This is a genomic window from Mesorhizobium sp. M0615 (assembly GCF_040320805.1).
Taxonomy (GTDB): Bacteria; Pseudomonadota; Alphaproteobacteria; order Rhizobiales; family Rhizobiaceae; genus Mesorhizobium.
Genome location: NZ_JAMYQI010000006.1, coordinates 20,903 through 35,091 on the forward strand (window position 1 = coordinate 20,903; position 14,189 = coordinate 35,091).

Here is a 14,189-nt window from a genome sequence, read left to right on the forward strand (position 1 = left end):
GGCACCGCCATGTTGGACAGACCTGCCTCGGCCCTGCGCCTTCGCGAACGGCTGCTCGATTCAGAACGGCTGATGGAAGAGACCGGCTGCTATGACGGCATCACCGAGCTCACGCTACGCAACCAGGACCCGCTGAAATTCGAGACGCTGCACACCAAGCTGCGCGCCTATTGCGTCTCGGCCCGCGAAATGGCCCGCCGCATCTCGGCCTCGCCCGGCGTGCGCGAAGTCGGCGAAATGGTGGTGGCGATCTATACGCCCGAGGGCGATGCGATCGCGCTGTCCAACGGCATCATGGTTCACGTCCACACGATGAGCCGCTTCATCAAATGGATGATCAAGAACAATTACGAGGAAAACCCGAAGATCCGCGAAGGCGACATCTTTGCCAACAACGATGCCTTCATCGGCACCGTGCAGGTGCCCGACGTCATGGACGTGGTGCCGATCTTCCATGAAGGCACGCTGGTCGGCTGGGCCGGTGCGGTCTGCCACGAGCTCGAAGCCGGCGGCATCACGCCCGGCGGCGACGTCTGCCTGGCGCAGGAGCGCTTCACCGAAGGCCTGTTCGTCTGCGCCGAGAAGATCGGCGAGAATGACGAGATCCGCCGCGACTACGTCATCCGCTGCGAGCGCAATCTACGCATGCCGATCTACTGGGTGCTCGACGAGAAGGCCAAGGTCGCCTCCTGCATCGACATGCGCGAAAGCGTCAAGCAGCTGATCTCCGAGATCGGCCTCGACTACTGGATGAAGGTGTCGAAGGAGTTCATCGAGGAGGGCCGTCGCGCCCAGCTCGCCCGCACCCGCCAGCTCACCGTGCCCGGCATTTATCGTGGCCACACCTTCTATGGCCATGTCACGGCGGGCAAGCCCGGCTTCCAGCTGCTTGGCGATCCCGACTGGCTCTACAACATCCCGATCGAGATGGAGATCACCACCGACGGCAAGATCACCATGGACTTCGAGGGCACGCAGCCCTGGGGCTACCATTCGATGAACTGCACGCCGGCCGGCATGGATGGCGGCATGTTCGTCACCTTGACCCAGCACATGAATTTCGAGGGCCTGGTCAATGACGGCGCCTGGATGGCGACCGAGCTGAAGCTGCCGCACGGCACCTGGACCAACCCCGACAATGAGATGGTGGCGACCGCCACATCCTGGGCGCTGCTGCTGCCGGCCTATGGCGTGTTCCAGCGCCTTTTGTCGCGCGGCTTCGTCGCGCGCGGCTTCGTCGAGGAAGCCTTCGTCGGCCAGGTCAACAGCCCGATGATCGAGATGGGCGGCGAAAGCCAGTACGGCACGCCGTTCGGCATGGCGCATTTCGAATGCGCCGCCGCCGGCTCCGGCGCGCTCGCCATCGCCGATGGCCTCGACACCGCCTATGTCGGCTGGAATCCGGAATCCGACATGGGCAACATCGAGGTCTGGGAACAGTCGATGCCGATGGTCTATATCGGCCGCTCGATCATGCCCAATTCGGGCGGCGCCGGCAAATATCGCGGCGGCTGTTCCTTCGTCTCGACCTGGCTGATCAACAAGACCTCGCACCTGCGACTGCACACCTCGGAACACTCCTCGCGGGTATTCGACAATGGCGGCATGTGTGGCGGCTATCCCGCGCCGACCTGCCAGAAGCATCGCGCGGTACGCAATTCCAACATCCATGAACTGGCGGCAAAAGGCGAACCGCTCGCGCATGCCCCAGGTATCGATCCGCATGTCTCCGACTACGAGAAGAACATCGGCGGCGACCATGCCGTGGTCGAAGGCCCCTACATCACCTCGCCGCACAAGTCGGGGGACATCTTCAGCCATTCCTACAATGGTGGCGGCGGTTACGGCGACGTGCTGGAGCGCGATCCGGTCAAGACCGCCTGGGATGTCGAGAACGGTTTTCTCACCCGCCAGGCGGCGATCCAGATTTTCGGCATCGTGCTGAAGGACGACGCCGAGGGTTATCCGGTTGCCGATATCGACGCCACCGTCGAACGTCGTGCCGCCATGCGCAGAGAGCGTCTGGCCAAGGCGATCCCGGTTTCGGACTGGATCGCTGCCGAACGCGGCCGTGTCGAGAAGGCCGACTTCGCGCCCGAGGTGAAGAAAATGTATGCCAGCGCGATCAAGCTATCGTCGCGCTTCACCAGGGATTTCAGCGATTTCTGGACCATCGACGCCAGATCGATCTTCATGCCGGGAGCAAAGCCATGACCTCATACAGCAAGGAAGTCCTCGGCGATCTCTCAGCCGGCAAGCTGCCCTGGCCGCAGACAAGGCGCATCATGAGCGCCTACAAGGACGACGACCGCTTCTTCAAGATGCTCGCCGTCTATCAGGACCGAGTCGCATGGAAGGACCCGATCCTGCTGCCGGTCTCGGATCACCTCTTCATCTGCCAAAGCGGCGATCAACGGATCACCCGCTGCGAATGCGGCCACTCCTTCGGCGACTACCGCAAGAACTGGAAGCTCAAGGCCGCGATCAACGTGCGAAACACCGAGGAAGCGCTGCGCGAGATCTATCCCAACAGCGATATTCCCGATCCGCAATGGATGGAAATTCGCGAATTCATCTGTCCACAATGCGGCACCATGCACGAAGTGGAAGCGGCGGCGCCGGGCTACCCGATCGTCCATGATTTCGAGCCAGATCTCGAAGGCTTCTACCGCGAGTGGCTGGGCAAACCGCTTTAGCGAAACTCGATGTTACGGCCGCGTTGCCGGCAAGGTAGCGCTCCTAGCCGGCGACGGACTATGAATAAACGCATCGTACGTCGCATCGGAGACTGCCCACCATGACAGACCTTTCCGGCCGCAGCGCCATCGTCACCGGCGGGTTTTCCGGCATGGGTTTCGCCATTGCTACGGCCCTGGCGCAAGCCGGCGCCAATGTCGCCGTCGGCTCCTACATCGCGCCCGCCGGCGCCGACAGATCCGACGCCGCCTACTATCCCGGCGCCGATGAACTCGAGGGCGTGCGGTTGGCCCTGTCGGCACACGGCACCAGGGTTTGTGCCGCCCATCTCGATGTCCGCGACAGCGAGGTGACCAACCGGTTTGCAGCCGACGTGCAAGCCGCCATCGGCCCGGCCGACATACTGGTCAATGCCGCGGGCACCACCGCCGAACAGCCGGTCTGCGGCCATTCCGACGCGCTGTGGGACAAGATCGTCGACACCAATCTCAGCGGAGTGTTCCGCGTCACCCGAGCTGTGCTGCCCGGCATGATCGAGCGCGGCTGGGGCCGTATCGTCAACATCGGCTCGACGGCGGCTTCCGTCGGCTGGAAGAACAACCCGGCCTACTGCGCCTCGAAGGCCGGGCTGCTCGGCCTTACCCGCTGTGTAGCGCTGGAAGGCGCCGCGCACGGTGTCACCTGCGTCATGATCAGCCCGACCTGGGTCGAGACCGAACTGATGCGCCGCAACGTGGCGCAGGTCGTCGAGCGTGAGGGCAAGGGCAGAACCGCCGAGGAAGCGATGGCCGAGATCGCCAAGGGTAATCCCCAGCAGCGCATGCTGCAGCCGCAGGAAATCGCGGCTCTAGCCGTGTTCCTGTGCTCGGATCTGGCCAAGGGCATCACCATGGAAAACATTCAGGTCACCGGCGGAGCGCTGTGGTAGCTGTCACCGCTTGAATTTTCAAACGAGCGAGCCGTATTAACGCCATTTGTCGGTTGCATGGCCGTTTTGGCCCTGCCCGCGGCAACTTTACCCCTCGCGGCAAATTTACCATTGAGTGACAGGCGATAGAGGTTATATTGTGCACTGCACAATGGATGCCCGCTGATCGGGTCCGGCAAGGGCAGGTTCCGGCGATCTCGCATGTAAGGGCGGACCTGACGCAGAAAAGCCGACCATGGGCGCTTAAGCCCAGCCGAAAGGCGTTAGCATGAGAAATCCGGTACGGATATGAAGATCCCGAAATCCATTCTGATCGATCCGGACAACAACAAGGCCTATGCCGCCTTCGCCGTTGCGGTGTCGGTGTTTGCCTTCGCCTACTCCACCAATTTCGGCCAGATCCTGATCCTCGCCTACTATCTGGTATGGCTGCCGCTGCTGTTCGTCGATTACCGGCGTTTCGCCCGCGATCTCTCCAGCGCCTGGCTGCCGCTGCTGTTTGCGGCCTATGTCTGCCTGTCGCTGTTCTGGTCGCAAGCGGCCGGCACCAGCGCGCGGGCGGGGCTGCAATATTTCTCCCACATGCTGTGCGCCTACATCGCGGCGCGCACCATCAGCACGCGCACGCTGGTGCTGGGCTCGCTGATCGGCATCTTCATCGTGCTGCTGTATTCGCTGAAGGTTGGCGCCTATGCGCTCGACACTATCGACGGCACCACCAATTTCGTCGGCGCCTTCGGCTCCAAGAACCAGATCGGCTTCTTCGCCTCGCTCGGCATCTTCTTCTGCTTCGCTTTTCTGGCCTTCTACCGGCGCAACTGGATGAGCTTCGTCTGGACCGCGCCGATCATCCTGCTGTCGGTCTATATGCTGGCGATCGCCCACTCGGCGACGTCAGTCGCTTCGCTTCCGGCGGTGATCGGTGTCGTTGCCTTGCTTGCCATGAGCAAGGTTCTGTCACGCCGCTACCGCCGCGTGCTGTTCGTCGTCGGCGCTACGGCGCTGGTCGGCGGTGTGATGGCTGCGCTGAACCTTGGCCTGCTCGATGTCGTGCTCGGCATCTTCGGCAAGGATTCGACGCTGACCGGCCGCACCTATCTCTGGGAACAGGGCTGGGCCGCCGCGCAGCAGCGTCCGGTGCTCGGTTATGGCTATGCCGCCTACTGGATCCAGGGTTTTGCCGATCCGGAACGGCTCTGGGCCGAGTTCTACATCTCCACCCGCACCGGCTTCCATTTCCACAACACCTATATCGAGACGCTGGTCGAGCTCGGCTTCATCGGCGTGACGATGCTGGCGCTGATCATCCTGCGCTCCTTCTGGGGCCATGTTTCGAAGGTGGTGTTCGGTGACTGGAGCGCCGATTCGGTGGTGCTCGCCGGCGCGGTCGGCATGATGCTGATCCGCTCCTTCTTCGAGGTCGAGATCCTCGGCCCCTATTTCATGGCCTCGTTCATCGTCTATTACGGCCTGTTCAAGCTGCGCCCGGTGCCGCTCGCCAGGGCAAGGCGGGCCTATGTTCCGGTGCCGGACGAGAACACCGCCAACGGCCGCATGCCGGCGCGCGTCTGACTTGCTTATCTCAGGCGACGGCGCGCTTGCGCAGCATCAGCCGCTGCAGGAAGCGGCGCAACGGCTCGTCATAGAGGCGCGTGGCGATGTCGGCGATGACGATGACGGAAACCGCCATGACGATGCCGAACCAGGGATGATGCGCGAACGGGTCGATCGCTGCGGCCTTGCCCGCCCCGGCGATGATCATCAGCAGCGGCGTGTGGATGATGTAGATTGGGTAGGAAATCCGCCCCAGCCAGCCATAGAGGCCTGACAGGCGCGGCGCCGTCGGCGCAATAGTGCCGACCACCACCAGCGCCGGGAAAACAAAGACGACGCAGGCGAGATCGTAGGCGACGCGCGCGCCGCCGGCCGGCGCGATGGCAAAGACGACGAGCGTCAGTGCGATCGCGGCCTCTATCCACCAGCCGCGCCGCAGAAAGCCGAGCCCGCTTTGATAGCGTGTCATGGACCGGCAAAGCAGCACGCCCAGGAAGAACGAGAAACAGACGCGCGGCAGGCCGCTGATGATGGTCGATCCGGTCATGCCGAAGTCGAGGGTGCCGGCAATGATAGAGACGACCACCAGCAACACCAGACTGACGGCAATGAGCGTGCTCAGCACGCGTTTCGTCAGCAGGAAGAAGACGGCGACATAGGCTATGTTGACGATCAGCTCGAAGAACAGCGACCACGACGCGGGGTTGAGCGGAAAGATCGTGTGATAGGCATCGCTGACCAGCGGGATGAAGAACATGCCCGTCGTCAGCATGATGCCGATCTCGGAGATCGGCATGTATTCCGCCGGAATCAGCCGGTTCTTGATGATGAGATAGAAGAAACCGAGCAGTGTGCCGGCGAGGTAGAGCGGGTAGAGGCGTATCAGGCGGATCGCCACGAACGTGCCGAAGCCCATGCCGTTTTCGATCTTGCGGGCATAGGCATGCGCGATAACGAAGCCGCTGAGCAGGAAGAACAGGTCGACCGCCAGATAGCTCGACGGCAGCACCTTGCCGGCGGCCAGGAACGGCGAGAAGTGGTAGAGCATGACGCTGATCGCCGCGACGCCGCGGATGGCATCGAGATTGAGATAGACGTGGCGCGGGGCAGCGGGCTGCATTTTTGCCTCAAGCGGTCGAAAAACGGAAGTTCCCGCCCGCACCCTGGCGCGAACGAGCCGAACTTGTTCATCCCGCCCCTTCGTCGTTCCGGTCTAGCTGAGCGAGACAGGAACTTACTGGCTGGCCGTCGGCGCCAGCTTCACCTTGATGACGTCGCCCGGCAGCACCGGTGTATCTTCCTTGGCGTCTATCTCGCTGGTCTTGCCGTCGGTCACGCGCACCAGCGAATAGATGAGCGCCGGCTCTTCATTGTTGTTTGTGATGGCGGCGGTCGTGGCCGGGTCCGATGCCTGGGCCATCAGGCCCTGTTGCATGTTGACCCTGAGTGCGGCTTCGTTGAGGTCTGCTTCGACCTGCTGCCGGTCGGCGGCAAGTCTCGAGTTCAACGTGTTCTGGGCATCGATGGCATCCTGCGTCGCCTTGCTGACCGACTGCTTGGCGGTGAGGATCGCCGTCTCATAGTCCAGGATCTTGCCCTGCAGATCGGTGACCGACTGTTGCGAGGAAAGCAGGCGTGCGTTGGCGACCAGGCCCTTTTGCGCCAGCGGACCGATACTGTCCGCCTGCTGCTGCGCCAGGTCGACCTGCTTTTGCTGGTTGACGATCTTTTTCTGCAGCGCCTCGATTTCGGACTGCAGGACCCCTTTCAGATCGTCAAGCGCCTGCAGCTTCAGCTTCAACGCTTTCTGGTCGGAGATCAGGATCTGCATTTCGTCGGAGACGATTGTCGCCAGGCGCGGGTCGCCCTCGACTTCCTTGGGCGCCTCGAAACTCTCCTTGCCGGCGAGATCGGCATCGATGCGGGCACGCTTGACGATCAACCGCACGCGCTGGTCGTCATAAATGTCGAAATTGCCCTTGGCGGTGATCAGGTCCTTGCCGAGCTGGGTGCCGAAATCGGCGTTGCGCCGGATGCCGCCGGCGATGCTGATCGCCTTGAGCACGGTCAGCTCCGGCACATAGGGAAACTGGCCAGGCGTCTGGATCTCGCCCGAGATGTAGAACGGCCGGAACTGCACCATTTCCACCGAGGCTTCCGGCTTGTCCGACAAGGCAAGCTTGCGCTGCAGGGCGACGCTGATCGCGGCCGCAACCTCCGACGTGGTCTTGCCGGCGGCCGGCAGTTCGCCGACGAACGGCACCGACAAATTGCCGGCGGGACCGACCGAATATTCGCCGTTTACCGCCGACCAGTCACGGAACGTGCCTTCCACCGTCTGCCACTCGGCGACGCGGATGTTGAGCTTGTCCTGCGAGCCGAGCCGGTACTCGTCGGCCATGGCTGGAACCGCGAGCGACAGAGCGAGGCACGTGGCGACGAGCCGTGCCGGCCGCATCGGGCCGGCAAGGCGAAAATACGCTGATATGTCTGTTTTCAACTGAACGTTTCCGATCCGTTTTGGCCCCATCCGCCCGATAGGCCTGCTGCCGAGTGCCTCCTTCGGAACCTGGCAGAATACTATGGCTGCAATGCGAGACCGGCCCATCGCCGAATAGCTTTGGACCGGATTGGCTTCGGGCCGTGCCGGCCCGATTGCTGACCAGTTGCGGTCGGTCAGTAGGAACCGCGCGACATCCACACCGCAGGCACGGTCTTGAGGATGATGCGAACGTCTTCGAACAGCGACCAGTTCTCGACATAGTGACGGTCGAACGCGACGCGACTGTCATAGGAGACATCGTTGCGTCCGCTCACCTGCCAGAGCCCGGTCAGGCCCGGCCGCGACTTCAAATAATAGACCGCGGCGCTGCCGTAGATCTCAAGCTCGTCGCGCACCACCGGGCGAGGCCCGACAAGGCTCATGTCGCCCTGCAGGATGTTGATGATCTGCGGCAGCTCGTCGAGGCTGAGCTTGCGCAGAACGGCGCCGACGCGGGTGACGCGCGGATCGTTCTTCAGCTTGCGGGTCGCGATCCATTCGGCGTTGGCTTCCGGATTGGCCGCGAGATAGGCGGCCAGCACACGTTCGCCGTCTTCGACCATGGTGCGGAACTTGAGGCAGGGGAAAATCCGCCCACCGCGTCCGATGCGCTTGTGGCCGTAGAAGATCGAGCCGCCGTCGGAAAGCTTGACCAGAAGGGCCACCATCAGGAACAGCGGGCTAAGCGCCACCAAGCCGACAAGTGAACCGAAAATATCGAAACTGCGCTTCAGCAGCCCGCCGATGGGTGGCGGAAAATCTACGCCGACATGCGAAAATGCCGCATTGGCCGACTTGGCAACGTCCCTCATGCAAAAGCTCCATACGTTGAACGGATGGTTTATGCCACGATACCAAAAAAATGCTGCAGCGCAACACACAATTTCCCATATGGCTGAAATAGTCACGTCAGGAATTGACTAAATAATAAACCCTCCTTGCCCAAATTTTGCCCTTTATGGCGGGTTTGTGGCGAATAATTAGCAACCCTAGGAAATGTAATGCCTTTTTTCGGCGGGTTTTGGGCAAATCGTCCTTTGCCGTAGAGGGAACGGCTTTAACTGATTTTCGAATCACTGGCTTTGCTAAATTAATCAAGTAAAATACTAATCAACATTGTAGATTCTACTGTAGTATAAAGCGCATGACGAGTTAGGTCACCACCCCTGCGTGTGCATCGCAGCATGGCGGAGTCCAAGCCGCCGCCAAGCCGAAAATTATTGCAGGTTGCCCTTGCCGTCAGTTTCGCGCCTTAATAGAGTCGCAAATTATTCCTGATAGAGTCTGGATGGGTTGGGAAGGCCGGAAGCAACCGGCCGAAAAAGAGCAGCTAAATAAGCTCGCATGGCGAATGGGGAGATACTCGGGTGGGTAAGTCATCGCTTTTGCATGCTCGGGCCGGTTGACGGGCCGCCGAACATGTCATTACCAAAATTCGTCATTGGAATGGTTTTCGCCCTCGCGATCGTGGTCGCGTGGTCCTATGTCGACGGCGCGACGGTCACCACAGCGGTGCTTCGCGTCATCGGCTGCGCTGTCCTCATCCAAGTCGGTTATTTCCTGCTGGTGTATGTTATGATCGCCAGGAGCGCGCCGACATCGGCCGACAGGGCTCGCGACGCCGAAAGAAGCCTCGGCGCCGACAAGGCGGTTGAAGGCGAGAAGCTCTCGGCGAGGCGCAGCGTGCATTGAGCAGTCTGAAGCCGCAAGGTCGGCCTCGGATCATCTTGCAGCCGGACTCAGCCTGCTTCGGCCGGCTCGGGTTCCGATTGCTCGCCTGAAAGCATTTTCGACAGGCGGCTGCCGGCCTTCGCTTTCAACCTCTGATATTGCCCCACTTCGACGATTCGTCCGTTTTCGACTGCAACCACCCAGTCGGCGAAGGCGATCATCGATGGCCTGTGCGCAATGGTCAGGATCGTCATCGATCCGCGCAAGCCGTCGATCGACTTGGCGATCAGGGATTGGTTCTGCCAGTCGAGCGCGCTGGTCGCCTCGTCGAGAATGAGCAGCGAAGGTTTGCGCAGCAGCGCGCGCGCCAGCGCGATGCGCTGGCGTTCGCCGCCCGAGAGCCGGACGCCGCGGTCGCCGACCACCGTGTCGAGCCGCAACTCCAGCCGCTCGACGAAGTCGGCGCCATGCGCAGCGCGCAGTGCAGTCCACAGCTCCGCGTCAGTGGCTTGCGGCGCGGCAAGGCGCAGATTGGCGGCGATCGTATCGTGCAGCAGGAACACGTCTTGCGGCACATACGCCACCTGGTCGCGCCAGCGCCGGCGGTTGGCGGCGCCGATCTCGACGCCATCGGCCAGGATCTTGCCCTCGCTCGGTTCGAGCAGGCCAAGCAGCATGTCGGCAAGCGTGCTCTTGCCCGATCCTGACGGACCGATCAGCGCCGTTACCTTGCCAGCGGGAAGGCCAAAGGTGACATCGCTCACCACCGGCTTGCCGCCGGCCTCATAGGCAAAGGAGACATTGCGGATGTTGAGCCCGACATCGAGCGACAGCTTGGCATCCGATTCGAGGTTTGCCGGCTCGAGTTCGGCATCGAAACGCGCCTGCATGTCGCGCATCGAGGCATAGGCCGGCAGGTTGATCAGCACCTGCTGCGCCTGCATCTGCATGTCCATGAAACGCGGCGCGATGCGCATGAACACCAGAAGCAGGACAACGATCTCGGCCAGCGAGAGGTTGAAGCGCACCAAAGCGACATAGATGAACAGGCTCAGACCAATGACGCTGGCGACCTGGAACAGAGCGGTGCCGATGGTGCTGTTGCGCACATAGTTGATGTTGTCGGCCTTCATCTTCTCCAGCGTCGCGCGAAGCTGCGCGTAATAGGTCGCCTCGACATTCAGGCTCTTGGCCACCTTGATGCCGCCGAGGAACTCCGAGACCGTTCGGTACTGCTCCTGGCGATTGCTGGTCAAAACCCGGCCGAAGGCGCTGGCTCGTGCCCGAAACGGCTGCAGTGCCAGGAAGGTGACGATGCCGACGACAATGGCAAACGCCGTCATCACTGTCGAAATGAACAGCGAGACAACGAGATAACCCGCCAGAAGCACGGCGATCTGCACCAGCATCAGCAGCGAGAACGCCGCCGACTGCACGCGGTCGATATCGCCGGTCAGCGCATGGTCGAGATCCGAGATGCGCATGCGCGCGAATATCCCCCACCGCGCCTTCCCGATGCTCTCGAACAGGTTCATACGCAGGCGATTGATGAAGTCGAGCAGCAGTCGCGCCATGTAGACGGATTTATAGCGGTTGAACGCTGCCTGCAGCGCGACAAGCCCGACCAGCAGGCAAAGCACCGTGGTCAATTGCAGCGTTCCGTCCGGAGCCAGCCAGCGCACCCAGTCGCGGTCAGGCAACCTGACCGCGAAATTCTGCTCGGGTCGCCCGACCAGATGCAGCAGCGGCACCAGAAGCAGGATCGAGATGCCTTCGGTCAGGCTTCCCAGGATCAGGAACAGCAATGCCGTGAAGGTCCTGCGCCCGCCGATCCGGGCCATGGCGGCGCCGAAACCGGCGACATCGCGGTAAAACGAAAAGCGCAGGATCTGCGATGCGGACATGTCAGTCACCGCGGCCCTTTGTCGGCCGCCAGATCGTTTTCGATCAGGGCGACGGCTTCGCCGATACGGTCGAGCCCGGTGGGCACTTCGAGGCGACAGACGCCGATCTGGCTGGCCAGGGCCGCGCATTGGCGAAGATGTGTCGTGGCAAAATCGCCGACCAGGGCTGGACGGCCGAAACGCGTCACATAGGAAAATTTGATGATGGCCGGCAGGGCGCCGATGCCTGGCAGCGGCGTGATCGCTGCCTTATCGCCGCGCTCGAGGATATAGATCCGGGTCGCCGGCACCGCGTCTGCCGCAAATCCGGCGTGCAGGCGATGCTGCATCTTGTCGATCGCCGCATGCACCTGCGGGCGTATTTCTGCCTGGCGGATGGGAAACGCGGCGGCGGCATCGGCGGCGAGCTTCAACTGCGGAAAACCCGGAACGATCATCGGCCGGTCCGTGAGATCGAGCGCCACGACATCGTCGGTCAGCAATCGATGCCCGGCACGGATCATCGCGCTCGCCGTCGTCGATTTGCCGGCGCCCTTGTCGCCCATGAAGACAGCGCTCTTGCCGCCGACCGCAATGGCGCTGGCGTGCAGGATGAGCAGGCCGCGCTGGTGCAGGAGCAGTGCCATGACCGGACCGAGCAGCGGAAACGCCAGCAGCGCATCGTCGACATCGGGCGCCGGCTCCACCTCGATGCGGCAGGCATCGGTGATCAGGAAGGCGCCGACCGTCTGCCATGCCAAATATTGCTGCCGCGGCTCGAAACGGAAAGCGGTTCCGGTCTCGGGCGAGGGTTTTGGCAGGTCGATCGGGCCGACCGTGATCAGCACATCGACGCAAGCTGGTTCGCTCGGCTCTAGCTCAGGCAGTTCGACCTGCGAAGCGATCGTCAGCCCATAGGCTTTGTACAAGTGCTGTGCGCGAGCAGCAATTGCATGGCGGTCATCAGCGGCAAGAGGCATGTTGGCCGGCATCATCAGTGGCTCCCGCGCTGTTGCACCTGCCGCAGCCACAACGATAGCGAAATCGAACGCCATACATACTGGACATCGGGCAAGGTCGCGGCCTCGGGTTGGCTGGAAATGCGGCCATAGGCGGCGGTCACCTCAGGCAGGTTGACGTAAGGGGCGATCCGCGCCGCATCTTTCACCAGCACCTTGTCCAGGAGATCGCGGTGATTGCCGAGCATGCCTTTGACCAGGTTCGAGGTGAAATCGATCTTGTCGCGCCGCCACTGCACTGCCGGCGGCAGGATTCCTTCCATCGCACGGCGCAGCACCGAGCGGCCAAAGCCCTGGTTCAGCTTTTCCGCGCCGGGCAGCGCCAGGCAGAACTCGACCAGAGGCTTGTCCCAGAAGGGGTAGCGCGGCTCGACGCCGAAATTCGCCGCCGCCTTGTCGAGTACCTCGAAGGCGTGCGGCACCATGCCGTTCGACAGCAGCCAGCGATGGGTCAAGGTCTCGCTGGCGCTGACCGCGGGCGACATGTAGCCGGCCCTGCGGAACCGTTCGACGAGGTCGGTACGCATCGCCAGGTCCGGATTGATCAGGGCGCGCCAGCTCGTCGCCGGCCGCCCAGTGGGATGGCGCCGCAATTTGCCAAGCACGCGGTTCGCGAACCGCTTGATTCTCGCGATGCGCCAGGCCGGCCCGTAAAGGGTAAGGAACTGGTAGTAGAGGCCGAGCATGCCATCGCCATAGGTGTTGGAGGCGCTGCGCAGCTCGCGCCACAGCTCCATCCATTTGCCGGCATAGGCGAGTTCGTGCAGATGGCCGTGGCCCTGCGAAACCACCTCGTCGCCTCCATGGCCGTCGAGCAGAACCTTCATGCCCTTGGCGCCGGCGGTCCTGTAGATGTCGCGGGTCAGCGACAGGCCGGGCGCAAGAAACGTTTCTTCCTGCTCCTCCAGGATGCGGTCGAATTCGGCGAAGGGGGCATAATTGCCGACCGAAATCAAAGTGCCGTCGACCTTCTGCTGGCCCAGCACCGCCTCGATGAACGGACGCTCATCCATCGGCGAGCCCTTTTCGAACACCAGCGAGAAGGTCGGCAGCCTCGATCTTTGCTGGGCGGCATTCTGCAGGCCCGCCACGCAGGCGATCGAGGAGGAATCGAGGCCTCCGCTCAGCATAGCACCGACCGCAGGCGTGCCGCGCATGCGGTTGCGGACCGATTGCGAGAACAGATGCCGGAATTCCTCGGCCGTGTCCGCCCGCATCGGCCTTGGCGAGGGTTCGATCTGCCAGTAGCGGCGCAGCACCACCTGGTTCCCGGTCACCGTCAGGCTGTGGCGCGCCGGCAGGCGGAAGATATCGGCATAGGCTGTCGACTGCGGATCGTCGGGCAGCCCGGCCAGGAATCCCGAAATCTGGTGTTCGCTGATGCGCATGTCGACGCCGCCGGCATCGAGGATCGGCCCAATCTCCGAGGCAAAGACGAAGCGCCGGTCGCTCGAATGATAGTAGAACGGTTTGACGCCGAAATGGTCGCGCACGCAAAACAGCTGCCGGCGCTCGCCATCCCAGATGGCAAAGGCGAAGTCGCCTTGCAGATGCTCGGGGCAGGCTTCGCCCCAGCGCAGATAGGCGCGCATCACAAGCACGGCGTCGGCAACCGAATTGTCCCGGATGCCGAGCCTGGCCAAGAGTTCGTCGCGGTTGTCCAGCCGGCAATCCGCGGTGATTGCGAGCTTGCCGCCGGCCATGGTCAGCGGGCCGGGGCCGGCTTCATCGGTGGTGTTGAGCCAGGCGTGGCCAAGAACGACGCCCTCGTCGATCCACCACGAACTGCCGTCAGGCGCGCGATGCTGCATGCGGGCAAGCATGCGCTGGATGTCGGCCGCGGCGGCCTGCCTGCCTTCCTGCCTCAGCAGAATTCCGGCGACGCCGCTCATCGC

The 14,189-nt window shown here is 62.5% G+C and carries 11 protein-coding genes; 5 read left to right on the plus strand and 6 right to left on the minus strand.

Features of this window, described 5'->3' with window-relative positions:
• The first annotated feature begins 9 nt into the window (after window positions 1-9).
• The 4 genes from NKI46_RS11655 to NKI46_RS11670 all read left to right on the plus strand — a co-directional run bounded on the left by NKI46_RS11655 (window position 10) and on the right by NKI46_RS11670 (window position 5,197).
• Window positions 10-2,214, plus strand: a complete 2,205-nt coding sequence (locus NKI46_RS11655) for a hydantoinase B/oxoprolinase family protein (RefSeq protein ID WP_352746297.1) — start codon at window positions 10-12, stop codon at window positions 2,212-2,214.
• Entirely contained in the window at window positions 2,211-2,696 is a 486-nt protein-coding gene (locus NKI46_RS11660) for an acetone carboxylase subunit gamma (RefSeq protein ID WP_352746300.1), read from the plus strand. Before NKI46_RS11655 ends, NKI46_RS11660 begins: the two co-directional genes overlap by 4 nt.
• A 101-nt stretch (window positions 2,697-2,797) precedes the next feature.
• The gene (locus NKI46_RS11665) at window positions 2,798-3,625 is read left to right on the plus strand and encodes an SDR family NAD(P)-dependent oxidoreductase (RefSeq protein ID WP_352746303.1); all 828 of its coding nucleotides are present in this window, start codon (window positions 2,798-2,800) and stop codon (window positions 3,623-3,625) included.
• A 288-nt stretch (window positions 3,626-3,913) separates the two neighbouring features.
• A complete protein-coding gene (locus NKI46_RS11670) occupies window positions 3,914-5,197 on the plus strand; it encodes an O-antigen ligase family protein (RefSeq protein ID WP_023689977.1) in 1,284 nt (427 codons plus the stop codon).
• Window positions 5,198-5,207: 10 nt separating this feature from the next.
• On the opposite strand, the gene NKI46_RS11675 is transcribed toward NKI46_RS11670, so the two are convergent.
• From NKI46_RS11675 to NKI46_RS11685, 3 genes are all read right to left on the minus strand, one after another.
• The gene (locus NKI46_RS11675; protein WP_352746306.1) at window positions 5,208-6,299 is read right to left on the minus strand and encodes an acyltransferase family protein; all 1,092 of its coding nucleotides are present in this window, start codon (window positions 6,297-6,299) and stop codon (window positions 5,208-5,210) included.
• Between the two features lie 114 nt (window positions 6,300-6,413).
• Complete coding sequence (locus NKI46_RS11680; protein WP_032896262.1) at window positions 6,414-7,637, minus strand: polysaccharide biosynthesis/export family protein; 1,224 nt, start codon at window positions 7,635-7,637, stop codon at window positions 6,414-6,416.
• Window positions 7,638-7,855: 218 nt separating this feature from the next.
• Window positions 7,856-8,533, minus strand: a complete 678-nt coding sequence (locus NKI46_RS11685) for a sugar transferase (protein ID WP_023668816.1) — start codon at window positions 8,531-8,533, stop codon at window positions 7,856-7,858.
• Between the two features lie 634 nt (window positions 8,534-9,167).
• On the opposite strand from NKI46_RS11685, the gene NKI46_RS11690 reads away from it, so the two are divergent.
• Complete coding sequence (locus tag NKI46_RS11690; protein ID WP_352746309.1) at window positions 9,168-9,413, plus strand: exopolysaccharide production repressor protein; 246 nt, start codon at window positions 9,168-9,170, stop codon at window positions 9,411-9,413.
• 47 nt (window positions 9,414-9,460) lie between these two features.
• Here the strand turns inward: NKI46_RS11690 and NKI46_RS11695 are convergent, their stop codons facing one another.
• The 3 genes from NKI46_RS11695 to NKI46_RS11705 are packed head-to-tail and all read right to left on the minus strand — an operon-like array spanning window position 9,461 to window position 14,186.
• A complete protein-coding gene (locus NKI46_RS11695; protein ID WP_352746312.1) occupies window positions 9,461-11,296 on the minus strand; it encodes an ABC transporter ATP-binding protein in 1,836 nt (611 codons plus the stop codon).
• Between the two features lie 5 nt (window positions 11,297-11,301).
• The gene (locus NKI46_RS11700; protein ID WP_352459278.1) at window positions 11,302-12,270 is read right to left on the minus strand and encodes a phosphoenolpyruvate carboxykinase (ATP); all 969 of its coding nucleotides are present in this window, start codon (window positions 12,268-12,270) and stop codon (window positions 11,302-11,304) included.
• Complete coding sequence (locus NKI46_RS11705; protein WP_352746314.1) at window positions 12,270-14,186, minus strand: lasso peptide isopeptide bond-forming cyclase; 1,917 nt, start codon at window positions 14,184-14,186, stop codon at window positions 12,270-12,272. Before NKI46_RS11705 ends, NKI46_RS11700 begins: the two co-directional genes overlap by 1 nt.
• Between the last annotated feature and the right edge of the window lie 3 nt (window positions 14,187-14,189).

Bases quoted from the DNA above. Each gene is read 5' to 3' on its own strand.
- NKI46_RS11655 (WP_352746297.1), top strand. From the start codon at position 10: ATGTTGGACAGACCTGCCTCGGCCCTGCGCCTTCGCGAACGGCTGCTC.
- NKI46_RS11660 (WP_352746300.1), top strand. From the start codon at position 2,211: ATGACCTCATACAGCAAGGAAGTCCTCGGCGATCTCTCAGCCGGCAAG.
- NKI46_RS11665 (WP_352746303.1), top strand. From the start codon at position 2,798: ATGACAGACCTTTCCGGCCGCAGCGCCATCGTCACCGGCGGGTTTTCC.
- NKI46_RS11670 (WP_023689977.1), top strand. From the start codon at position 3,914: ATGAAGATCCCGAAATCCATTCTGATCGATCCGGACAACAACAAGGCC.
- NKI46_RS11675 (WP_352746306.1), bottom strand. From the start codon at position 6,299: ATGCAGCCCGCTGCCCCGCGCCACGTCTATCTCAATCTCGATGCCATC.
- NKI46_RS11680 (WP_032896262.1), bottom strand. From the start codon at position 7,637: ATGCGGCCGGCACGGCTCGTCGCCACGTGCCTCGCTCTGTCGCTCGCG.
- NKI46_RS11685 (WP_023668816.1), bottom strand. From the start codon at position 8,533: ATGAGGGACGTTGCCAAGTCGGCCAATGCGGCATTTTCGCATGTCGGC.
- NKI46_RS11690 (WP_352746309.1), top strand. From the start codon at position 9,168: ATGGTTTTCGCCCTCGCGATCGTGGTCGCGTGGTCCTATGTCGACGGC.
- NKI46_RS11695 (WP_352746312.1), bottom strand. From the start codon at position 11,296: ATGTCCGCATCGCAGATCCTGCGCTTTTCGTTTTACCGCGATGTCGCC.
- NKI46_RS11700 (WP_352459278.1), bottom strand. From the start codon at position 12,270: ATGATGCCGGCCAACATGCCTCTTGCCGCTGATGACCGCCATGCAATT.
- NKI46_RS11705 (WP_352746314.1), bottom strand. From the start codon at position 14,186: ATGAGCGGCGTCGCCGGAATTCTGCTGAGGCAGGAAGGCAGGCAGGCC.